Raw genomic sequence first — 19,749 nt, forward strand, 5'->3', positions numbered from 1 at the left:
AACAAAGCTGTGTATCTGGAACTTAGTAAAAACTGCGTCGCTAATAGTCAAGATAACCTTAACCTTAACCTCAACCTTAGCCTTGAAAAAAATCGCCTACATAGAAATAGATACCCATGCCGAGATTGCTGGTAATTTTATGCAGCTTATGCAGGATTCTGCAGAGTTTGAAGTTGATTATTATTTATCAGAAAAAGTTTTTAAGCAGATTGAGAAACCGTCCATAAACAGTATTATTACAATACCTGATGAGCTTCTGGGAATGCTGAAAGTCCGAAAATATGATTTGGTGATTATCGGCACCGCGCACCGTTATTTCAATGTGTTTAAAAAGATTTCGCAACGTTACAATACAGCTATAATTGTCCACAATCAGAATTTTGGGCGATTAAAAAAACTGCAGTTGTTTGTTAAAATTTTTCAGGAAGATTTGGCGTACCGTTTAAAATTGCTTCTGAAAGAAGGCTTGCTGGCTGCAACACATCTTCACCATCAAGCCAGTCACCTGCTGCTGCTGGAATCAAGTGCTGGAAAAGAGGCTTTCAAACCGCTGCCTGTTCTGTTCAATGAATTTAACAATACAAATAATTCAGAAACCCTTACCATTGTAATTCCGGGCTCGGTTTCACAGCAACGCCGCGATTATGCGGGAGTATTGCAAAAACTCAGACATTTCAGAACTGAAGTTGAAGTGGTTTTCCTGGGGAAAGCTGCCGGACCGGAACTTAAAAGGATTATTGAATTTGTAGAGGTAAAACCAGAAAACGTGAAGCTCTATTATTTTACTGAAAAGGTAGAGCCAAAAGCGTTTGAGTTATGGATGCAGAAAGCCTCCGTGCTTTGGTGCCCGCTACAACCTAAATCTACTTTTTTCAGCCAAAAAGAAACGTATGGATATTCAAAGATGACCGGTAATTTAGGTGATGCTGTCCGGTTTGGTAAATGTGCAGTCTTCCCCAAAGATTACCCTGCGCACGACCATCGATTTATCTTTACCGAAAAAGAAAATATTGAAGAGCAGTTAATTCTTGCTTCGGAATTTAGATTTGATTTTCAGAAGGAATTTTCAAAACAGGCAGTAGCAGATTCGTTGCACAGCGCATTACGGTCACTGGTCTAACCGTTATTTTCCTGGTTTAAATATACTCCGAATAAATTTTTTATTCACATAATCGTGAATTGGGAAAATTTTCAGGAAATGGTTACCAATATAGATCATCACCAGAACAATGAAGGGCTTGTAGATCAGGTTCAGGAAGTTATTGCTGAAATCCGGCAGAATGATGGCTACAGTAATCGCCATCGTTGTAATGATGGACACAAATATCATTTCAATTGTCAGGGGATGTACCTTAAATTTATAATAGTTGAAACTGATCTTCACGATATTGTACAGTGTAAGCGAAATGGCTGTAGCCAGAGCCACCCCGGCAATTCCAAGTCCCGTATGCTGCAGGAAATAGTAATTCAGTCCAATCGTAAGAACCGCCAGGAAAATCATGAAGACGATATTGTAGCGGTAGTATTTGGACATTGAAATAATGTTCCCGTTGAAACCTGTTGCCAGATCGAAAAGTATTGCCGAGCCTAAAATCCAGATCACGGGTTCAGATTCGCGCAGCATGGTTCCGTTTTTTATAAAGCTCACTAAATAAGGGAAGCCAACGAGCAGACATGAAAACAGTACAGCACCAAGAAAGAAGAGGCTCAGCGACGTCTTCTTATGGAAACGGTCCAGCTCCTCCATGTCATTTTCAGCGATACTTTTGTTGATGATAGGCGCGGAGATATTGAAGAGTCCGAGCTGCGGTATTGATATAAGCGAAATCATGGCGAAAAGGGTAGAGTAAATTCCCAGTTCTTCCATTCCGAGCGCGTTTCCAATCATGAATTTATCGATCTTAATCGCGATATAGTTTCCGATGTTTCCCAAAAACCCAAAGAAACTGTAGTTCAGTATATCCTTCCAAAGACCGTCTTTTTTTACATAAGCTGTACTGAGGTCCGGTTTTAGGTTTTCCAGCGAGTTGGCATATACAAAGTAGCCAATAGTTGACATTGTAAACATCGCAAAGAAAAATCCGAAGGCCGTGGGCTGGCTCATCCCCAGGAAAATAAAGAGGCAGAAAGCACCCAGATTGGCCAGTTTTGGAAATATATTCTCAAAAATATTGGGGACTACAATTCTTTTGTAGTTGGAGACATACCTGTTCAGGACGTGTGATATAGCAAGCACCAGCACGAGGGCCAGGATAATATACTTCAGTTTCCACCACGCCTCCTGTTTATATTCGGGAAAAAGGTAATGAAACAGCAGGAAAAGCGCTGTGAAAACCCCGAAATTGAACAGAATGCCGGCAAGGGAAAGCGACAGTACATTTTGATGCTTACCTTCTTTTTGAGTCTGATGGAAGAATTTTACATTGGCATAAGAAAGTCCGAAAACGACAACCGGAACCATAATTTCGGCTGTTGTAAGGATGTAGCTCAGCTTACCGTAAAAAGCGAAATCGTATGGAAAAACGAAATAGGTTGAAAGTGCGCCCAGGATAAATCCCAGATAGCCTATAACTGTATATTTAAAACCCTGTCTTGCTACTACACTCATCTACCGGAATTATAGGATCATTGTCAAAGGCTGCGAAGTCATACGGGAACAATAAATATAGTAATCCAGACCGGACCGCAGCATCAGCACAAACAAGAGGCAAAGATAGAAAAATATGTTAATAATTGTTAACATATGACTATTTAGTAGAATGATGTGATTAGGAATATTTCGGGAGTTGGGTGAGCTATCCAACTGTTGCCCACACTTCAAAAATTGTCATACCCCTTTTAAATCATTATCTTTGCGCGAAATAAAAGTAAAGATGTCCGATATTAAACTCAATACCATTCCGGAAGCCATAGAAGACCTGAAAAACGGTAAGATTATCATTGTTGTTGATGATGAAAACCGCGAGAATGAAGGTGATTTTCTTTCAGCCGCGGAACTTACAACACCCGAAATCATCAACTTTATGACTATTCACGGTCGCGGGCTCATCTGTACGCCACTGCCGGAAAAACGTTGTGATGAGTTAGGCTTGGACATCATGGTTACACGAAGCAGCGATCCTAAGGAAACTGCTTTCACCGTCTCTGTAGATCTGTTGGGCGAAGGTGTTTCTACAGGAATCTCTGCCAGCGACCGTTCCAAGACCATTCTTGCGCTTATGGACGAAAAGACCAAACCTGCCGACTTTATGCGTCCGGGACATATTTTCCCGCTGCGTGCCAAAAAAGGGGGTGTACTGAAACGTGCCGGACATACGGAAGCAGCCATCGACCTTACAAAACTTGCCGGCCTGAAAGAAGGAGGCGTTATATGCGAGATCATGAATGAGGACGGTTCCATGGCCCGCCTGCCGGAACTGATGGAACTTGCTAACAAGCTGGATCTTAAAATAGTATCCATTGAAGACCTTATCCATTACCAGCTTAAAAAAGGCGACCTTATTGAAAGGATTGAAGAACGCAAGATAAAGACAATGTACGGCGAGTTCGATTTTTATGCGTTTAAGGAATCAAGCACCGAACAGCTGCACTTCGCATTTACAAAAGGTACATGGACTGTAGATGAACCGGTTCTTGTACGTGTTCAGGCTTCCAATTCATATTTCGATGTCTTAAGCAGGCTGATCACAGGTGAAAAGCCTTTACTGGAAAAAGTAACTTCAATGATCAATGAAGAAGGCAAAGGTGCTCTGATCTTCATCAACAACGTATCCAATTCAGAAAATACAATGCGCAAGCTTCAGCAGTTCCTGGATTATCAGGACGGCGCCGAACAGCGTCCGACACTTGCTTCCAATTTCCGGGATTACGGTATCGGAACACAGATCCTGAAGAATTTAGGCATCAACAAATTCCGCGTCATCACCCAAAGTCCGGATCTTAAACCTCTTGTAGGCGGTTACGATGTTGAGGTTTCCGAAATGGTGGAACTGAAGTAAATAAGGTGATTTGATGAACTCTAAAGCAGAAAAGTTAGAAGCTTTCTCCCGGCTCCTGGATATCATGGACGATCTGCGGGAGAAATGTCCGTGGGACAAAAAGCAGACCCTTCAGTCGCTGCGCCATCTTACGCTGGAGGAAGTCTATGAACTTTCGGATGCTTTGCTGGACGAAGATTTACCTGAAATCAAAAAAGAACTTGGCGATGTGCTGCTGCACTTGGTGTTCTACGCGAAAATAGGCTCCGAAAAAGGAAGTTTTGATATTGCAGATGTCATCAACTCACTGAACGAAAAACTTATTTTCCGCCATCCGCATATTTATGGTGATGTAGAGGTGGCTGATGAAGAGGAAGTAAAGCAGAACTGGGAGAAACTTAAACTTAAAGAAGGTAATAAGTCCGTGCTTTCGGGTGTCTCCAAAGGAACACCGAGTATTGTAAAAGCCTACCGAATCCAGGAAAAGGTAAAGGGTATAGGTTTTGAATTTGCCGATGCTAAAGATGCCTGGAAAAAGGTAGATGAAGAGCTTGCCGAATTCCATGCAGAGACGGATCCTGTTAAGAAAGAAACCGAACTCGGTGATGTATTCTTTTCACTGATTAATTATGCACGGATCTCCGGTCTTAACCCTGATACTGCACTGGAGCGCACTAACAACAAATTTATTTCACGCTTTCAGAAAATGGAGACGATCGCGTCCCAAAGAAAGCTGGTACTGTGTGATATTTCTCTTGAAGATATGGATTTGCTTTGGGACGAAGCGAAAACATTTGAGAAATCGGAGCAGTAAACGCAATACGTTTGCAAGCTGAATGAAAACCGGTCAGAATGAAAAAGCACCTATCTCAAGGTGCTTTTTTTTGACTTAAATTTCGGATTGCTTTTCTTTTTCCTGAATCATATACTCGTGGTACAGCAGCGTATCTTCCAAATTATCGAGTTCCTGCTGACTGAAAAGCCGGTAATTGATTTTGAAGGTTTTGCTTTTCGCTGTTTCCAGAGAAAAACCCCCTGCGCCGAATCCGTCCAGCACATCAAGTTCGAAATGGCTGTACTTCCAGTATTCAAAAAGATCATGATCTACCCAAAAATGAAAGCCTGAAACTTTCCCAATGCTGACATCTTTGGTTCGTGGATAAAAATGACCTTTACGGAAACATTGTGGCTGTGTACCTTCGCAACATCCCCCGGCCTGGTAAAACATCAGCTCGCCAAATTCTTCGGAAAGTTGACTGACCAGCTCCAGTGCTTCGGGAGTAGCTGAAAATCTTGATATCTTTTTCATTTGGAATCTGTTAACGATGAGTATTTAAGCAAAAAAAGGCGGATTTATCATGCAAATCCGCCATTTTCAATTAGAAGAATCCTAACTTTTCTTTGCTGTATGAAATAAGCATATTTTTGGTTTGACGGTAATGGTCGAGCATCATTTTATGGTTCTCCCTTCCAATTCCCGACTGCTTGTAACCTCCAAATGGTGCTCCCGCAGGGTAAGAGTGGTATTGGTTTACCCAAACTCTACCCGCCTGGATGGCTCTCGGTACCTGGTACAGCTGATGTGCATCGCGCGTCCACACGCCTGCACCCAAACCGTAAATCGTATCGTTGGCGATCTCAATAGCTTCGGCTTCGTCTTTGAAAGTGGTTACCGCCAGAACAGGTCCGAAAATCTCCTCCTGGAAGACTCTCATCCTGTTATGACCCTTCAGCAGCGTTGGCTGCACGTAATAACCGTTCTCCAGATCTCCCTCAAGTTTGTTGGCATCTCCGCCGGAAAGTACCTCGCAACCTTCTTCCTGACCGAGTTTAATATAATTCAGGATTTTGTCATACTGTATTTTTGAGGCCTGCGCACCAATCATCGTGGAAGTATCCAGCGGGTTGCCGGCTTTAATTGCTTTCACCCTTTCAACAAGCCTTTCAATAAACTTATCGTAAATACTTTCCTGAATAAGCAATCTGGACGGACATGTACAGATTTCACCCTGATTCAGAGCAAAAAGTGCCGCACCTTCCAGTGCTTTGTCGAAGAAGGCATCATCTTCATCCATTACCGATTCGAAGAAAACGTTTGGTGATTTTCCGCCCAGTTCCAGGGTTACCGGAATAATGTTCTCTGTTGCGTACTGCATGACCATCCTTCCGGTCGCTGTGGAGCCTGTAAATGCTGCCTTTGCTACTTTTTTATTGGTAACGAGTGCATGTCCCAGTTCGCCGCCGAAACCGTTTACAATATTCAGTACTCCCGGCGGAAGCAGGTCGCCAATGATCTCCATAAGCACCAGGATTGAAATCGGTGTGTTTTCGGCAGGTTTCAGAACTACACAGTTTCCAGCTGCTAAGGCCGGAGCGATTTTCCACACCGCCATCAGGATTGGGAAGTTCCATGGGATGATCTGTGCGATGACACCTAAAGGCTCATTAACGATCAGTGATACGGTGTCACTATCGAGTTCCATCAGCGAGCCTTCTTCGGCACGGATTACACCTGCAAAATATCTGAAATGGTCAATTGCGAGGGGAATATCTGCATTTAATGTCTCCCGTACCGGTTTTCCATTGTCCATGGTTTCCACCACCGCAATCTTTTCCAGGTTGGCTTCCATACGGTCGGCTATTTTATTCAGGATAATGCTTCGCTCAGTAACAGATGTTTTGCCCCAGCTCTTAAAGGCAGCTTCGGCAGCATCAACTGCCAAATCCAGATCCTCCTCATTGGAATGAGCGGCCTGACTCATTACAGTACCGTCCAAAGGTGTAATCACGTCAAAATATTTCCCGCTTGCCGGGGGTGTCCATGTTCCGTTAATGTAGTTGTCGTACTTTTGTTTCAGTTCTACTCTGTCATAAATTTTTGAACTCATTATAATATTGTTTAAGGATTATTTTTAAATTTACCATTTATTTTATTTATTTGAAAGGTTATTTGTGCTTATTTTAGTAATTCCGGCAATTGGTTACAATTGATATTTTCAATCGGAAACCTTTGGAAGCAAAAAACCTTCAGAAAATTTCTGAAGGTTCTCTATTTATTATTTTCCGTGCTGGTTAAAATAGTGATGGTAGGTTTCCATTGATTCCTCCAGGGCGTCTGTTATTTGGTCAGCCTCTTCGCGGTTAGCCGCTTTTCCAAGCAGATCTATGTTTTTCATATGACTGCTAAGCCATACATGCAAAACGTCGTGTGATTTACCGGTCATCGTGCAGCTCTTAATAAGTCTGTCATTTGCAGAACTGAGATCTTCGGCCAGTTTCCTATAATCGCCCGTATCAGAATCAAAGGCATTAATAAGCTTTTCCTGTTCCTGAATAAATGGAAGCATTTCGGTGTTTGTTTTCCATTTCTTACCGTTATTCAGTTCAAGACCGGCAACAGTGTTTGCATGGCCGTCCGATTGGGCTTCCTCAGCGTGCTCATGATTATTCGAAACATTTTGTTCTGTGGCGGTATGCTCAGCATGTTCATCCTGCTTCTTATCACAGGACACGATAAGCGCTACACTCAAACAGGCGCATACAATTAGTTTTTTCATCGCTTAATAAATTTAGGTGTTAATACTGTAAATAATGCTGTAAGTGCAGTTCTAAAAGCTATGGCTCCCAGGGTTTTCATCTCATACAGACCGCCGTTTTTGATATGTATGATTAAAACCGTCGTTGCAGTGACCAGTAATACCAGGGCTGTAACCAAACAGTACAGAGTCCATTTTTTTTCTCTGTAGATACCATACGCTGTAGCCAGATACAAAAATCCGCACAACCAGTTTGTCCAGACGATATAGGGGACAAAGTTCTCCTCGCGGGCTATGATTCCACAGAAGTCAAAGAGAACCGCACTGCTCATAAAAACAGTTACAGCACCGAAGATCAAAAGGGTTGCGGACAGAAAGATTTTCATATTCAACTGTAATATCCCAATAAAGTTAGGGTAACTTTACGATCAGCCGGCAAAGAACAGTATGATTTAAATCGTCTTTAAACAAAAAGCGCAACTCCAGGGAGCTGCGCTGTATTGATTATATTTTTATCTGACTAAAGGCCAAACTGCATGGCAAACAGGTCAGGATATACGCCCAGCGCTACGATAGCCACGATGATGAACACCGCAAGAATATTATAAGTTAGTGTTACCTTTTCAGTTGTTTTGAAACTGCTTTCGGTAAAGAAAAACATAGCGATGATCAAACGCAGGTAGTACGCGATAGAGATGGCAGATCCAAGCACTGCAATAAGTACCAAAAAGGCGGCGCCGTTCATAGCCTGAGTAAACAGTGATAACTTACCCATGAAACCAGCCGTAAGCGGAATTCCTGCCATGGAAAGCATTGAAATTGCTGCAACTGTAGCCAACAGCGGTTCAGATTTGGCCAAACCTTTAAAGGCTGCATAGGAAGTTTCACGTTTCAGTTTCTCAACCCAGATAAGACTCATCATCACACCTACAGAAGCCAGTGCGTAAGCAAACAGGTAGAAGGCCAGATAGTAGGTAGACATGTTGTTCATGCCGAAGAAAATAAGCGCGATATAACCGGCATGCGATACGGAAGAGTAGGCCAGCATACGTTTCGCATTGCTTTGTGCCAGACCCATAACATTTGCCAGGAACAGAGTAATAATTAGGAATACTCCAAGTATGTTTACCCATTCGTCATAAACACCTACGAATGCGATAGTCATCAGTCTGAACAGCGCGTAGAAACCGGCAATTTTCACTACACTCATCATGAATGTAGTTATCAGTGACGGCGATCCCTGATAAACGTCGGGGCTCCACATGTGGAAAGGTGCAAGGGCTACTTTAAAGGCCATTGCACAAAGCATCAGGATCATACCCATGATCAGCATTGTATCTTTCGGAAATTCCAACGCATAAGCATGAATGGTATACAGGTCAAAACTTCCGGAAGTACCGTAAATCAGTGTGATGCCGAAAAGAAGGAATCCGGTGGCGAAGCACCCCATCAGGAAGTATTTCAGCGATGCCTCATTAGAACGAAGGTTACTTTTACTGGCGCCAGCCATTACATATAGCGGAATAGACAGGATTTCAATACCCAGGAAAAGTGTAACAAGGTTTTGGTAGCCAAAGAGTACCACAGCACCACAAAGGGCAAATAGCATCAGTGCATAAAGTTCCGACTGGTGACTGCGGTGATTGCTGAATGAAAAGCCACCCAAAAAGAACAGTAACAGGGTAATTACCACTGATATTTTTGTGAATAATGCGCTGTTTGTACCGAACTCATACATAGCGCGGTACTGACTGAAGAACTGAACTTCCGGCAGATAACTTACATATAGAGCGGCCAGAAGTCCGGCAATCCCAATATATCTGGCAAACTTCCCCTGATTGAAGACTCCCGAAAACAGGGCCGCAACCGCTGTGAGAAATATAATAACTAAAACACTCATCTCTTATATCAAATTTAATTTACCATGGATTGGTAGATAAACTTCAACGAACTACTCACCATTTCTATAATTGGTTGTGGATAAACACCGAACAGGATAACCATACCGGCTAAACTTGTCAATACTGCAAATTCAACGTCGCTCAGGTCCTTTACGCTGGCAAGTACCGCCTCGTCGCCGGTCGTAAACATAGCTTTGCCATAAAATCTGAACAGGTAAGCTGCGGCAAGAATAATAGTGATACCGGAAATAATTGCGGCCATGACGCTGAAATCGAATATCGACTTAAGCAGGATGAACTCCCCGATAAAACCGTTGGTCAAGGGTAAACCTACGGAACCCAGAACCACAATAAGGAAAAGCACAGCGAATTTAGGTGCTACGCGGGCCAGACCACCCATTTGGCGGATGTCCCGTGTCTTGAATCTTTTATAAAGGATGTCTGCACAGTAGAAAAGCGCAACAACGTTGATACCGTGGGCAAAAGCCTGAACCAATGCGCCCGTTCCGCCTTCAGTAGTAAAAGTACCTTTGGTTACCAGCATAGCTGATGCAAATATCCCCGCCAGCATAAGCCCTACGTGGGAAAATGAGGAGTAAGCGAGAATCCTTTTCGAATCATTTTGAATAAGTGCAATTAGAGCTCCGTGAAGTACCCCAATTATAGCCAGCATTATGACAATAGCGCCTGAGATACCTGCAATGGCATCCGGTGTAACAGGAAGCAGATATCTGAGGATTCCGTAAACCGCCATCTTCAGCATAATACCCGCCAGAAGCATGGTTCCCTGCGTTGGTGAGAAAGTATAGGTGTCCGGCTGCCAGGTGTGGAAAGGGAAAACTGGTAGTTTAACTGCAAATGCAAAGAAAATAAACCAGAATACTACAGTTTGCTGCGTAAGATTCAGATCGGCGTTATACATGTCCGTAAGAGCAAACGACGCCGAATAATTATAAACGTAGATGAAACCAGCCAGCATAAACAGAGACCCAACAAAAGTATATACGAAGAACTTTGTTGTAAACTCAAATCTTTTATTCTCCTGGCCCCATAGTCCCGCTATTAGCCAGATTGGAATTAGTGTAACTTCCCAGAAGATATAGAAAAGAAGTCCGTCCAGTGCAGTGAAAACACCTACAAGACCAAACTGCATAAGCAGGATCAGCGCGTAGAACGAGTTTCTGTAGGAGTTTTTTTCATTAAAAGATGACAGGATAATCAGAGGTGTCAGGATATTGGTAAGCATCAGCATCAGCATACCCATTCCGTCTATACCGAAATGAAGTTTGCTTTTGATAGACAGGAACCAGGCCTCATTAATCTCATGCTGCAGCACACTGTCCACCGTAGGTTTACTGTCGAAAGAGTAAAGCACGATAAAGGTAAGCAGCATTTGAATGAGTGCGGTGCCGAATGCGATGTATTTACCGGCTTTACCTTTGAAGGCAAACAGCAGTCCTGAACCGATAAGTGGTATAAGTAATAATGCTAATAAATGGTACGACATTATTATTGGATAAAAAAGTTAACAATCAAAATTATTCCTACAGCCAGGGACATGACCAGTACATAATTCTCTACATTTCCGTTTTGGAGCCTCTTCATGGCTTTACCGCTGTCTTCAGCGCCTTCGCCAACAAAATCCACGATCCTGTCCAGTACATTCTTGTCGAACATTTTGCCTGCGCGGCCGAAACCTTCCACAGTTCTGACAATAATGGCGTTGTAAAGTTCATCAACATAAAGCTTTCTGGCAGACAGTCTTTCCCAACCCGTGTATTTCTCCTCCGGTACAGGTCTGTGTTTTTTCACCACGTACCTGTTTCTCACTACGAACCAAATAACAAAGAACATAGCAACCGTAAGACCCAGCAGTATAAGTTCAGTTGTAAGTGAAATGCCCTGCAGGTTAGCCTCAAGCTGGCTTTTTATATCCTCTGAAAGAAGCGGGCTTAGCCACTGCTGCAGTTTTGAATAGTTTCCGTGTGCGATAATGTGCGGCAGGTTAATTAATCCACCGAGTACAGAAAGTACAGCAAGTATCATAAGGGGTAAGGTCATGTTCAGCGGGCTTTCGTGCAGATGGTGTTTCTGCTCTTCACTTCCGCGGAACTCCCCGTGGAAGGTCAGATAGTAAAGTCTGAACATATAGGTAGCTGTCATTGCGGCTATCGCGAAAAGAATTACCCAGAAAACCGGTCCTTTGGCCCAGGCGGCAACAAGAATTTCATCCTTTGAAATCATACCCGAGAAGAAAGGCATTCCCGCAATGGCAAATGTTCCGATAAGGAATGTAATATGTGTAATCTTAATCTTATCCTTGAGGCCTCCCATGAAGCGCATATCCTGCTCACCGCTCATGGCGTGTATTACAGAACCGGAGCCCAGGAAGAGAAGAGCTTTGAAGAAAGCATGAGTCATCAGGTGGAACATAGCCGCTGTATAAGCACCCACACCCAAAGCAACAAACATAAACCCAAGTTGTGAAACAGTGGAGTAGGCAAGTACTTTCTTAATGTCATTCTGCCTCATTGCATAGAATGCAGCTAAAAAGGCTGTGAGCAAACCGATGAACAGAATACCATCCATAACAGTAGGTGCCAGCACATAAAGGAAGTTCGAACGGAATACCAGATAAACACCGGCAGTTACCATGGTGGCTGCGTGTATTAACGCGGAAACCGGTGTTGGTCCGGCCATCGCATCAGGCAACCAGGTATAAAGCGGAAACTGAGCCGACTTTCCAACGGCACCAATGAAAAGCGCGGCACAAATGAAGATGATCACAGATCCGTCTGCTTCAAATTTCGAGGCGTTCTGCGCCACGGAAAGATAATCCAGAGCATTGGTATGGAAAGCAATCATAAAAATTCCCATCAGCAGACCAAGGTCGCCAATACGGTTCATGATGAATGCTTTTCTGGCTGCTTTGCCGTATTCCTTGTTGTTATACCAGAAACCGATCAGAAGGTAAGAGCAAAGTCCTACACCTTCCCAGCCGATAAACAGGATCACATAATTGCTTCCCATAACAAGGAGCAGCATCATAAACACGAACAGGTTCAGATAGGCAAAAAATCTGTGGAAGCCCTTATCAGTGTGCATATAACCGATCGAGTACAGGTGTATCAGCGAACCGATACCGGTGATGATCATAATCATCATCAGTGACAGCTGGTCTATCTGGAAGCTGAAGTTGATCTGAATGCCGTTGATGCGGAACCATTCGAAGGCCCGTACGATCATTGGCTGTGAATCTTTATCGAAGTTCAGGAACAGATAAAGGCCAATGCAGAAAGATGCAAAGACCGCAAGTGAGGCTATTCCTCCAACTACATTCTTTGGCAGCTGTTTTCCGAAAAGACCGTTAATCAGGAATCCGGCAAAGGGTAAGAGTATAATTGCAAAAATCAAGTTTTCCATCATCGTTTATCCTCTTAATTTGTTAAAAATACTGACATCCACAGATTTCGTATTCCGGTACATCATGGCAATGATGGCCAATCCTACTGCAACTTCGGCAGCGGCAACCACCATTATGAAGAATACGAGGATCTGTCCATGCCCGTCGCCCATATAACTGGAGAATGCCGCCAGCAAAAGATTCACCGAATTCAGCATAAGTTCCACACATCCGAGGATGATGATGGCATTTTTGCGGAGCAGGACGCCCATAACTCCCAGGCTGAACAGGAGGGTACACAGAATTACGAAGTAATTGAGCGGTACCGTCTGTATAAAAGTATTCACTTCTCCCATAATATTATAAATCTTTCTTGCCAATGAGAACAGCACCTACAATACCTGCCAGGATAAGGATTGAGGCCAGTTCAAAAGGCACTACATATTCGTTAAACAACAGTTTTCCCAGGTTTTTGGTAAGACCTACGGAATGGTCTATTCCTTCTGGAGCCAGGATATCCTCCTTGATACCGCGGAAAGCGCCCAACATACCTACGAGAAGTATACCGGCACTAAAGACACCTATGAATTTAAGTGTATTCTGTTTGCGGCTTTCGTCTTCTTTATTCAGGTTCAGCATCATCAGGATGTAAAGAAAAAGAACCATGATGGCTCCCGCGTATACGATTACCTGAACAATCCCCAGAAACTGTGCGTTCAGCAACACATACATTCCTGCAATCGAGAACATTGTTACAATCAGTGAAAGAAGCGCATACATAGGATTACGGGCAAAAACAAAATAACCGGCACTGATTACGGCTATAGAAGCAACTGTGAAAAATAAAATCTGTTCCATATTATTTCACTGCCTTTTTTTGAAGTTCAGACTGTCTGTCGGTGATGACTATCCGGTTGTTCACATCCTCTACAAGTTTGTCCTTTCCGTAGATGAAGGAACCGCGGTTGGTTTCCACATCTACCAAACGGTCGGTAAGATAGATGGCCGATTTCGGGCAAGCCTCCTCGCACATTCCGCAGAAAATGCAGCGCAGCATATTTATTTCGTACACAGCCGCATATTTTTCCTCGCGGTAGAGATCTTTTTCCTCTCTGGTCCTTTCGGCCGCCGTCATGGTTATGGCCTCTGCCGGGCATGCTACGGCACACAGTCCGCAGGCGGTACATCTTTCGCGTCCTTCCTCATCACGTTTCAGCACATGAAGTCCGCGCCATACCTTAGCTCTGGGTTTTTCTACCTCCGGATAGGAAAATACCTTGCCTTTAGGACCTTCTATTGCATGTCTCAAAGTGATGAACATGCCCTTCGCGATCTCAGGAAGGTATAGCTTTTCCATAAAGGTCATTTTCTTATTCGAAACAACTTTTGACCTGTTTGTAAGTTTCATTTAACTAAATTTCTTATTAATATTTGAAAATCAAATTTTCAAATTCACTAATTTCCAAAAAGAAGGATCACGGCTCCTGTAATCACAAGGTTAAGCAATGCAAGTGGAATTAAAGTTTTCCAACCTAAATGCATCAGCTGGTCATACCGGAATCTCGGGATGGTCCATCGAATCCACATAAATATCATGATACCAATGATTGCTTTAGACAGAATAGACAGGATACTAAAGATCCCAGCGACGTTTTCGCCCCAGTTTTCTGCCACCCATCCCATTCCCGGGTAATTGAATCCACCAAAGAACAGTGTTGCGATAAGCGCGTTGGAGATAAACATATTCACATATTCACCAAACATGTACATTCCAAAGTTCATGGATGAGTATTCCGTCATATAACCGTTTACAAGCTCCGATTCACATTCCGGTAAATCGAATGGATGACGGTTCGTTTCTGCCATTGCAGCTACAAAAAAGATGATGAATGCTAAAGGCTGGTATAGGATGTTCCAATTGAAACCGTCAACTGCGAAAAGTCCCCAAAGTTTACCCGAACCCTGATCCATTACAATTTTGTTCAGGTCCAGGCTACCGCTCATCATAATGATGGACAGAAGGGAAAGACCCATGGCCAGTTCATAGGAAATCATCTGCGACGACGCGCGTATGGCTCCGATAAGCGAATATTTATTGTTGGAAGCCCATCCACCGATCATCATTCCATAAACACCGATGGAAACCATTCCTATCAGGAAGAGTACACCTACGTCAATGTTTGCAATCTGAAGGCTGAAGGATTCTCCGCCAATATTAAGTGTATTGCCCCATGGGATTACCGCACCCGTAACCAATGCAATGAACATGGTGATAGACGGTCCCAGGATGAAAAGAAACTTCTCGGCACCTGCCGGGATAAATCCTTCCTTAAAAAAAAGCTTACCACCATCTGCAAGTGGCTGCAGCAAACCGAAAGGTCCTGCTCTGTTTGGTCCGATACGGTCCTGAAGGGCTGCCGCAAGTTTACGCTCGCCCCAGGTTGAATAGGCTGCTATTCCCAATGACACCGCGAATAATGCGATAACAAGTATAATTTTAAATGTGATTAATTCCATAAATAATGTTCAAAGTTCAGGACTCCTGTGAATCCCTTTCTCACAATTTATTAGTTTTCTGTTTTTTGACCGTCGGCTGTACTTATCTCCTTCGCATGCGAATTGCTAAGCAGCGTGTGCTCATCAGCAGGCTTCTGATAATGGTTCAGTGAAATTACCGAGTGGCGTGAAATATGACGCGGACCTTCAATTGTCCATTGCGAAAGTTCTTTACGGTCGAAACGGCATTCGTTACAGATCCATTCTTCTACCTCGTCATACTGATCTTTTCTGGCTGTAACACGTACGATCTCATCGCCCTTCATCCAAAGAACAGCTTTGCCTGAGCATTTACCACAACTGCAGCTAGCATTCATGGGTTTTGTGAACCAAACCCTGCTTGCAAAACGTGCAGTCCTGTCGGTAAGCGCGCCTACAGGGCAAACATCTATTACGTTACCGATGAAATCATTGTCCAGTGCCTTGTTCAGGTAGGTGGAAATCTCAGCATGGTCGCCACGGAAAAGGATACCGTGCTCCCTTTCTTCGGTAAGCTGATTGGCAGCCAGTACACATCTTGCGCAAAGGATGCAGCGGTTCATGTGAAGTTTTATATAAGGACCGATATCTTCCGGTTCAAATGTTCTTCTCTCAAAGTCAGTACGTGTAGCCTGCACTCCGTGCTCGTAACCAAGATCCTGAAGGTGACACTCGCCGGCCTGGTCGCAAACAGGGCAGTCCAACGGGTGGTTTACAAGCAAAAATTCAGTTACAGCTTTTCTGCCCTCCTGAGTTTTTTCTGAAGTAAGGTTTTTCACTTCCATACCGTCCATCACACCTGTACGGCAGCTTGCTACCAGTTTAGGCATCGGACGCGGATCTGCTTCGGAACCTTTGGAAACTTCCACCAGGCAGGTACGGCATCTGCCACCACTGCTTTCCAGCGGTTTGTAATAGCACATGGCAGGGGGAACAGATTTACCACCGATCTGTCTGGCGGCCTCTAGTATAGAAGTGCCGGGCATAACTTCAGTAGTCTGTCCGTCTATGGTTATCTTGAATTTTTTAATTTCTGTGCTCATATTTATCAGCTTTAAGCCTTACTCGTGGCTATATATTATCCCTGTTAAGGGGTTTTTGCTATTTGAAATTTCCGTGGCGGAAATCCTTAATTAAACATTGGCAGCGGGAACCGGTATTGGGTCTGCGTATCTGGCCAGACCGTAATTCTGAGTCTGTGCAAGTTCAGGATTATTGATGTGCCACTCAAACTCATCCCGGAAATGACGGATTGCCGCGGCTACAGGCCAGGCGGCAGCATCACCCAGCGGGCAGATGGTGTTTCCTTCAATTTTTCTCTGAACGTCCCAAAGAAGATCGATATCATCCATTCTTCCTTCACCGCTGTTTATTTTTTTCAGGATTTTATACATCCATGGTGTTCCTTCGCGGCATGGTGTACACTGGCCACAGCTTTCGTGAGCATAGAAGCGTGCTAACGTCATCGTGTGCTCTACGATACACTGGTCTTCATCCAACACTTCAAATCCGCCGGAACCCATCATAGTTCCTGTGGCGAATCCACCGTCGGCCAGTGATTCGTAGTTCATCAGTCTTGGTTCACCATTGATAGTTTTCAGCATAAGATTGGCAGGCAGGATAGGCACGGAGCTTCCACCGGGAATACAGGCCTTGAGTTTCTTGCCGTTAGGTATGCCGCCGCAGTATTCATCAGAATAAATAAATTCCTCAACAGTGATGGTCATGTCAATTTCGTACACGCCAGGTTTGTTGATGTTTCCGCACGCTGAAATCAGTTTCGTACCAGTAGATTTACCAACCCCTATTTTGGCATATTCAGCCGCACCGATGTTGATGATAGGAACAACTGCTGCAATTGTTTCCACATTATTTACAACAGTCGGGCTTTCCCAAAGACCTTTAACAGCAGGAAAAGGTGGTTTCAGACGTGGATTTCCTCTTTTACCTTCCAGTGACTCAAGCAGGGCAGTTTCTTCACCGCAGATATAAGCTCCGGCGCCGCGCTGTACATATATTTCACAGTCGAAACCGGTACCCAGTATGTTTTTTCCCAGGAATCCGTTATTACGTGCTTCCTCGATGGCTTCTTCCAGAATGTCCGGAATCCATGAATATTCGCCGCGGATGTAGATATAAGCTGTGTTGGCACCTAAGGCAAAGGATGAGATAATCATCCCCTCGATCAGGATATGTGGAAGGAACTCCATAAGGTACCTGTCCTTGAAGGTTCCCGGCTCCGATTCATCAGCATTAACAACCAAATATCTTGGTACACCTTCCGGCTTGGCCAGGAAGCTCCACTTTAGTCCGGTAGGGAAACCTGCACCACCACGGCCACGCAGACCGGAGGCCTTCACTTCTTCCACAATTTCTTCAGAAGTCATTTTCAGGGCCTTTTCTAAACCATCATAACCTCCCTGCTTGCGGTAGGTATCGAAGTAGCGTATCCCTTCTACATGTGCATCTTTAAGTAAAAGCTTTTTACTCATTTTATTTTTGTTGGCAGGGTATGAAGCCTGCATTGATTAGTGTTAAAAACAACAGTGATGAAAAACTGACGGCTAGTCCAGGGCAATGGCGCCCTGCCTGCACAGTTCAATAATTTCATCTACTTTTTCTATGGTCAGATTTTCGTGATAGAATTTTCCCAACTGCATCATTGGAGCATAACCGCATGCACCCAGACACTCAGCCGGTTTTAGTGTGAAAAGCCCGTCAGCGGAAGTTCCGCCGTCGCTGATGTTAAGTTTTGTGCGGATATGATTAAGGATCTTCTCACTGCCCCGTACCATGCAGGGACCGGTTCTGCAAACCTCCAGGACATATTTCCCAACAGGTTTCATATTGAACATGGTGTAGAAAGTAGCAACTTCATAGACCTCAATGGGCTTAAGCTGAAGGACCTGCGCTACATAATCCATAACGGGAACGTCCAGCCAGCCACCGAATTCCTTCTGTGCAATATGCAGGACAGGGATAAGTGCAGATTTTTGTTTTCCTTCCGGATATCTTTTGGTTATTTTTATAACCTGTTCTAATGTTTCAGGCTTGAAAGCTATAGTATCGCTCACTTTTTTTGTTTTAAATTTTGAATTCCAGATCTGAATCTAAACAATTTCAATTTTTATATCTCATTGGATTATATCCAATTACTACATTTATTTTTTATGCGTCAAGTTCGCCGGCGATTACGTTCATAGAACACATCGTCACGATGGCGTCAGAGATCATTGATCCTTTGATCATTTCCGGATAAGCCTGATAATAGATGAAGCAAGGTCTGCGGAAGTGAAGTCTGTATGGAGTTCTGCCGCCGTCGCTGACCAGGTAAAATCCAAGTTCACCATTCCCTCCTTCAACCGCGTGGTACACTTCACCTCTTGGAACATCTGTTTCGCCCATCACAATTTTGAAGTGATAGATAAGTGCTTCCATATTATTATATACTTCTGCTTTCTCGGGCAGATAAAATTCAGGAACATCGGCGTGGAAAGGCCCTTCCGGCAGGTTTTTGTAGGCCTGCTCTATAATTTTAAGACTTTCCCAAACTTCCTGCTGGCGAACCATAAATCTGTCGTAGGTATCTCCTGCACTTCCTACCGGAATGATGAAATCAAAATCCTGATAAGACGAATAAGGATTGGCCACTCTCACATCGTAATCTACACCCGCAGCGCGAAGGTTAGGACCTGTAAAACCATAACTTAAGGCCCTTTCCGCTGAAATGCCGCCCACTTTAATGGTACGGTCCATGAAAATCCTGTTTCTTTCGTTCAGAGCACAGAATTCGCCCCAGATTTTAGGGAATTTCTTCAGCCAGTTTTGCAGTAGCTCGTGAAACTTAGGATTGAAATCTCTTTCAAAACCACCGATACGTCCCATATTGGTAGTCATTCTGGCGCCGCAGATCTGCTCGTACATTTCATAAATGGCCTCCCTTTCCCTGAAGAGGTAGGTAAGTCCAGTAATTGCACCGGCATCCATGGCAGTAACGCCGTTGCAAACCATGTGGTCGGCAATACGTGCAAGTTCCATCATGATAACGCGCATGTAATCTACACGTTTTGGAACTTCGCAGCCAATTAGTTTTTCAACCGTCATGTGCCAGCCCATATTATTAATAGGAGCCGAACAGTAGTTCATACGGTCGGTTAGGGTAGTGATTTGAGCAAAATTCCGTCTTTCGGATATTTTCTCGAAAGCACGGTGAATATAACCTACCGTCTGTTCGGAGTGTAGGATACGTTCGCCGTCCATCGTAAGTACGTTCTCAAAGATTCCGTGTGTAGCGGGGTGGGTGGGTCCCAGGTTCAGCGTATACAGCTGCCCGTCTATATGCTCAGAAGAGTCGTACTGGGTGATTATATTTGATAGTGCGTTGTCTTTCATTATTT

General features: G+C 43.9%; 19 protein-coding genes. 3 read left to right on the top strand and 16 right to left on the bottom strand.

Annotated elements, in window-relative coordinates; genetic code table 11:
• Positions 1–82 precede the first annotated feature (82 nt).
• A complete protein-coding gene (locus H1R16_RS10015) occupies positions 83–1,120 on the top strand; it encodes a hypothetical protein (protein ID WP_181886679.1) in 1,038 nt (345 codons plus the stop codon).
• A 3-nt stretch (positions 1,121–1,123) separates the two neighbouring features.
• Here H1R16_RS10015 and H1R16_RS10020 read toward each other — a convergent pair whose 3' ends face one another.
• Positions 1,124–2,608 (bottom strand): lipopolysaccharide biosynthesis protein, encoded by a 1,485-nt coding sequence (locus H1R16_RS10020; protein WP_181886678.1) that lies wholly within the window; start codon positions 2,606–2,608, stop codon positions 1,124–1,126.
• Positions 2,609–2,873: 265 nt separating this feature from the next.
• Between H1R16_RS10020 and ribB the strand changes: the two genes are divergently transcribed.
• Positions 2,874–3,998 carry a 3,4-dihydroxy-2-butanone-4-phosphate synthase gene (gene ribB, locus H1R16_RS10025; protein WP_181886677.1) on the top strand — a complete coding sequence of 375 codons (1,125 nt, stop codon included), beginning with the start codon at positions 2,874–2,876 and terminating at the stop codon, positions 3,996–3,998.
• A gap of 13 nt (positions 3,999–4,011) precedes the next feature.
• Positions 4,012–4,791, top strand: coding sequence for a nucleoside triphosphate pyrophosphohydrolase (mazG, locus tag H1R16_RS10030; protein WP_181886676.1), 780 nt, complete (start codon positions 4,012–4,014; stop codon positions 4,789–4,791).
• Between the two features lie 75 nt (positions 4,792–4,866).
• Here mazG and H1R16_RS10035 read toward each other — a convergent pair whose 3' ends face one another.
• The 15 genes from H1R16_RS10035 to H1R16_RS10105 form a co-directional block, all read right to left on the bottom strand.
• The gene (locus H1R16_RS10035; RefSeq protein ID WP_181886675.1) at positions 4,867–5,286 is read right to left on the bottom strand and encodes a DUF779 domain-containing protein; all 420 of its coding nucleotides are present in this window, start codon (positions 5,284–5,286) and stop codon (positions 4,867–4,869) included.
• Between the two features lie 70 nt (positions 5,287–5,356).
• On the bottom strand, positions 5,357–6,865 hold the full coding sequence (locus H1R16_RS10040; RefSeq protein ID WP_181886674.1) for an aldehyde dehydrogenase family protein: 1,509 nt from the start codon (positions 6,863–6,865) through the stop codon (positions 5,357–5,359).
• A 168-nt stretch (positions 6,866–7,033) separates the two neighbouring features.
• A complete protein-coding gene (locus H1R16_RS10045) occupies positions 7,034–7,534 on the bottom strand; it encodes a hypothetical protein (protein ID WP_181886673.1) in 501 nt (166 codons plus the stop codon).
• Positions 7,531–7,899, bottom strand: coding sequence for a hypothetical protein (locus H1R16_RS10050; protein WP_228451053.1), 369 nt, complete (start codon positions 7,897–7,899; stop codon positions 7,531–7,533). Before H1R16_RS10050 ends, H1R16_RS10045 begins: the two co-directional genes overlap by 4 nt.
• 134 nt (positions 7,900–8,033) lie before the next feature.
• Entirely contained in the window at positions 8,034–9,413 is a 1,380-nt protein-coding gene (locus tag H1R16_RS10055) for an NADH-quinone oxidoreductase subunit N (RefSeq protein ID WP_181886672.1), read from the bottom strand.
• A 14-nt stretch (positions 9,414–9,427) separates the two neighbouring features.
• Positions 9,428–10,921, bottom strand: a complete 1,494-nt coding sequence (locus tag H1R16_RS10060; RefSeq protein WP_181886671.1) for a complex I subunit 4 family protein — start codon at positions 10,919–10,921, stop codon at positions 9,428–9,430.
• A 2-nt stretch (positions 10,922–10,923) separates the two neighbouring features.
• Positions 10,924–12,837 (bottom strand): NADH-quinone oxidoreductase subunit L, encoded by a 1,914-nt coding sequence (gene nuoL / locus H1R16_RS10065; protein ID WP_181886799.1) that lies wholly within the window; start codon positions 12,835–12,837, stop codon positions 10,924–10,926.
• A 6-nt stretch (positions 12,838–12,843) separates the two neighbouring features.
• Entirely contained in the window at positions 12,844–13,173 is a 330-nt protein-coding gene (nuoK, locus tag H1R16_RS10070; protein ID WP_181886670.1) for an NADH-quinone oxidoreductase subunit NuoK, read from the bottom strand.
• 4 nt (positions 13,174–13,177) lie between these two features.
• Positions 13,178–13,675, bottom strand: a complete 498-nt coding sequence (locus H1R16_RS10075; protein WP_181886669.1) for an NADH-quinone oxidoreductase subunit J family protein — start codon at positions 13,673–13,675, stop codon at positions 13,178–13,180.
• A 1-nt stretch (position 13,676) separates the two neighbouring features.
• The gene (locus H1R16_RS10080; RefSeq protein ID WP_181886668.1) at positions 13,677–14,225 is read right to left on the bottom strand and encodes a NuoI/complex I 23 kDa subunit family protein; all 549 of its coding nucleotides are present in this window, start codon (positions 14,223–14,225) and stop codon (positions 13,677–13,679) included.
• A gap of 47 nt (positions 14,226–14,272) precedes the next feature.
• Positions 14,273–15,334 (bottom strand): NADH-quinone oxidoreductase subunit NuoH, encoded by a 1,062-nt coding sequence (gene nuoH / locus H1R16_RS10085; RefSeq protein ID WP_181886667.1) that lies wholly within the window; start codon positions 15,332–15,334, stop codon positions 14,273–14,275.
• A gap of 50 nt (positions 15,335–15,384) precedes the next feature.
• On the bottom strand, positions 15,385–16,395 hold the full coding sequence (locus H1R16_RS10090; RefSeq protein WP_181886666.1) for a 2Fe-2S iron-sulfur cluster-binding protein: 1,011 nt from the start codon (positions 16,393–16,395) through the stop codon (positions 15,385–15,387).
• A 90-nt stretch (positions 16,396–16,485) separates the two neighbouring features.
• Positions 16,486–17,844: an NADH-quinone oxidoreductase subunit NuoF gene (gene nuoF / locus H1R16_RS10095; RefSeq protein ID WP_181886665.1), complete on the bottom strand. Its 1,359-nt coding sequence runs from the start codon at positions 17,842–17,844 to the stop codon at positions 16,486–16,488.
• A gap of 72 nt (positions 17,845–17,916) precedes the next feature.
• A complete protein-coding gene (locus H1R16_RS10100) occupies positions 17,917–18,426 on the bottom strand; it encodes an NADH-quinone oxidoreductase subunit NuoE family protein (protein ID WP_181886664.1) in 510 nt (169 codons plus the stop codon).
• Positions 18,427–18,520: 94 nt separating this feature from the next.
• A complete protein-coding gene (locus H1R16_RS10105) occupies positions 18,521–19,744 on the bottom strand; it encodes an NADH-quinone oxidoreductase subunit D (RefSeq protein ID WP_181886663.1) in 1,224 nt (407 codons plus the stop codon).
• Between the last annotated feature and the right edge of the window lie 5 nt (positions 19,745–19,749).

It is taken from the genome of Marnyiella aurantia (assembly GCF_014041915.1).
In the GTDB taxonomy this organism is placed as follows: domain Bacteria; phylum Bacteroidota; class Bacteroidia; order Flavobacteriales; family Weeksellaceae; genus Marnyiella; species Marnyiella aurantia.

What these genes read in the sequence shown, in the direction of transcription:
- H1R16_RS10045 (WP_181886673.1), bottom strand. Translation starts at nt 7,534, where the DNA reads ATGAAAAAACTAATTGTATGCGCCTGTTTGAGTGTAGCGCTTATCGTG.
- ribB (WP_181886677.1), top strand. Translation starts at nt 2,874, where the DNA reads ATGTCCGATATTAAACTCAATACCATTCCGGAAGCCATAGAAGACCTG.
- H1R16_RS10105 (WP_181886663.1), bottom strand. Translation starts at nt 19,744, where the DNA reads ATGAAAGACAACGCACTATCAAATATAATCACCCAGTACGACTCTTCT.
- H1R16_RS10060 (WP_181886671.1), bottom strand. Translation starts at nt 10,921, where the DNA reads ATGTCGTACCATTTATTAGCATTATTACTTATACCACTTATCGGTTCA.
- H1R16_RS10035 (WP_181886675.1), bottom strand. Translation starts at nt 5,286, where the DNA reads ATGAAAAAGATATCAAGATTTTCAGCTACTCCCGAAGCACTGGAGCTG.
- H1R16_RS10040 (WP_181886674.1), bottom strand. Translation starts at nt 6,865, where the DNA reads ATGAGTTCAAAAATTTATGACAGAGTAGAACTGAAACAAAAGTACGAC.
- H1R16_RS10050 (WP_228451053.1), bottom strand. Translation starts at nt 7,899, where the DNA reads ATGAAAATCTTTCTGTCCGCAACCCTTTTGATCTTCGGTGCTGTAACT.
- H1R16_RS10020 (WP_181886678.1), bottom strand. Translation starts at nt 2,608, where the DNA reads ATGAGTGTAGTAGCAAGACAGGGTTTTAAATATACAGTTATAGGCTAT.
- nuoL (WP_181886799.1), bottom strand. Translation starts at nt 12,837, where the DNA reads ATGGAAAACTTGATTTTTGCAATTATACTCTTACCCTTTGCCGGATTC.
- H1R16_RS10090 (WP_181886666.1), bottom strand. Translation starts at nt 16,395, where the DNA reads ATGAGCACAGAAATTAAAAAATTCAAGATAACCATAGACGGACAGACT.
- mazG (WP_181886676.1), top strand. Translation starts at nt 4,012, where the DNA reads ATGAACTCTAAAGCAGAAAAGTTAGAAGCTTTCTCCCGGCTCCTGGAT.
- nuoH (WP_181886667.1), bottom strand. Translation starts at nt 15,334, where the DNA reads ATGGAATTAATCACATTTAAAATTATACTTGTTATCGCATTATTCGCG.
- nuoK (WP_181886670.1), bottom strand. Translation starts at nt 13,173, where the DNA reads ATGGGAGAAGTGAATACTTTTATACAGACGGTACCGCTCAATTACTTC.
- H1R16_RS10080 (WP_181886668.1), bottom strand. Translation starts at nt 14,225, where the DNA reads ATGAAACTTACAAACAGGTCAAAAGTTGTTTCGAATAAGAAAATGACC.
- H1R16_RS10075 (WP_181886669.1), bottom strand. Translation starts at nt 13,675, where the DNA reads ATGGAACAGATTTTATTTTTCACAGTTGCTTCTATAGCCGTAATCAGT.
- nuoF (WP_181886665.1), bottom strand. Translation starts at nt 17,844, where the DNA reads ATGAGTAAAAAGCTTTTACTTAAAGATGCACATGTAGAAGGGATACGC.
- H1R16_RS10055 (WP_181886672.1), bottom strand. Translation starts at nt 9,413, where the DNA reads ATGAGTGTTTTAGTTATTATATTTCTCACAGCGGTTGCGGCCCTGTTT.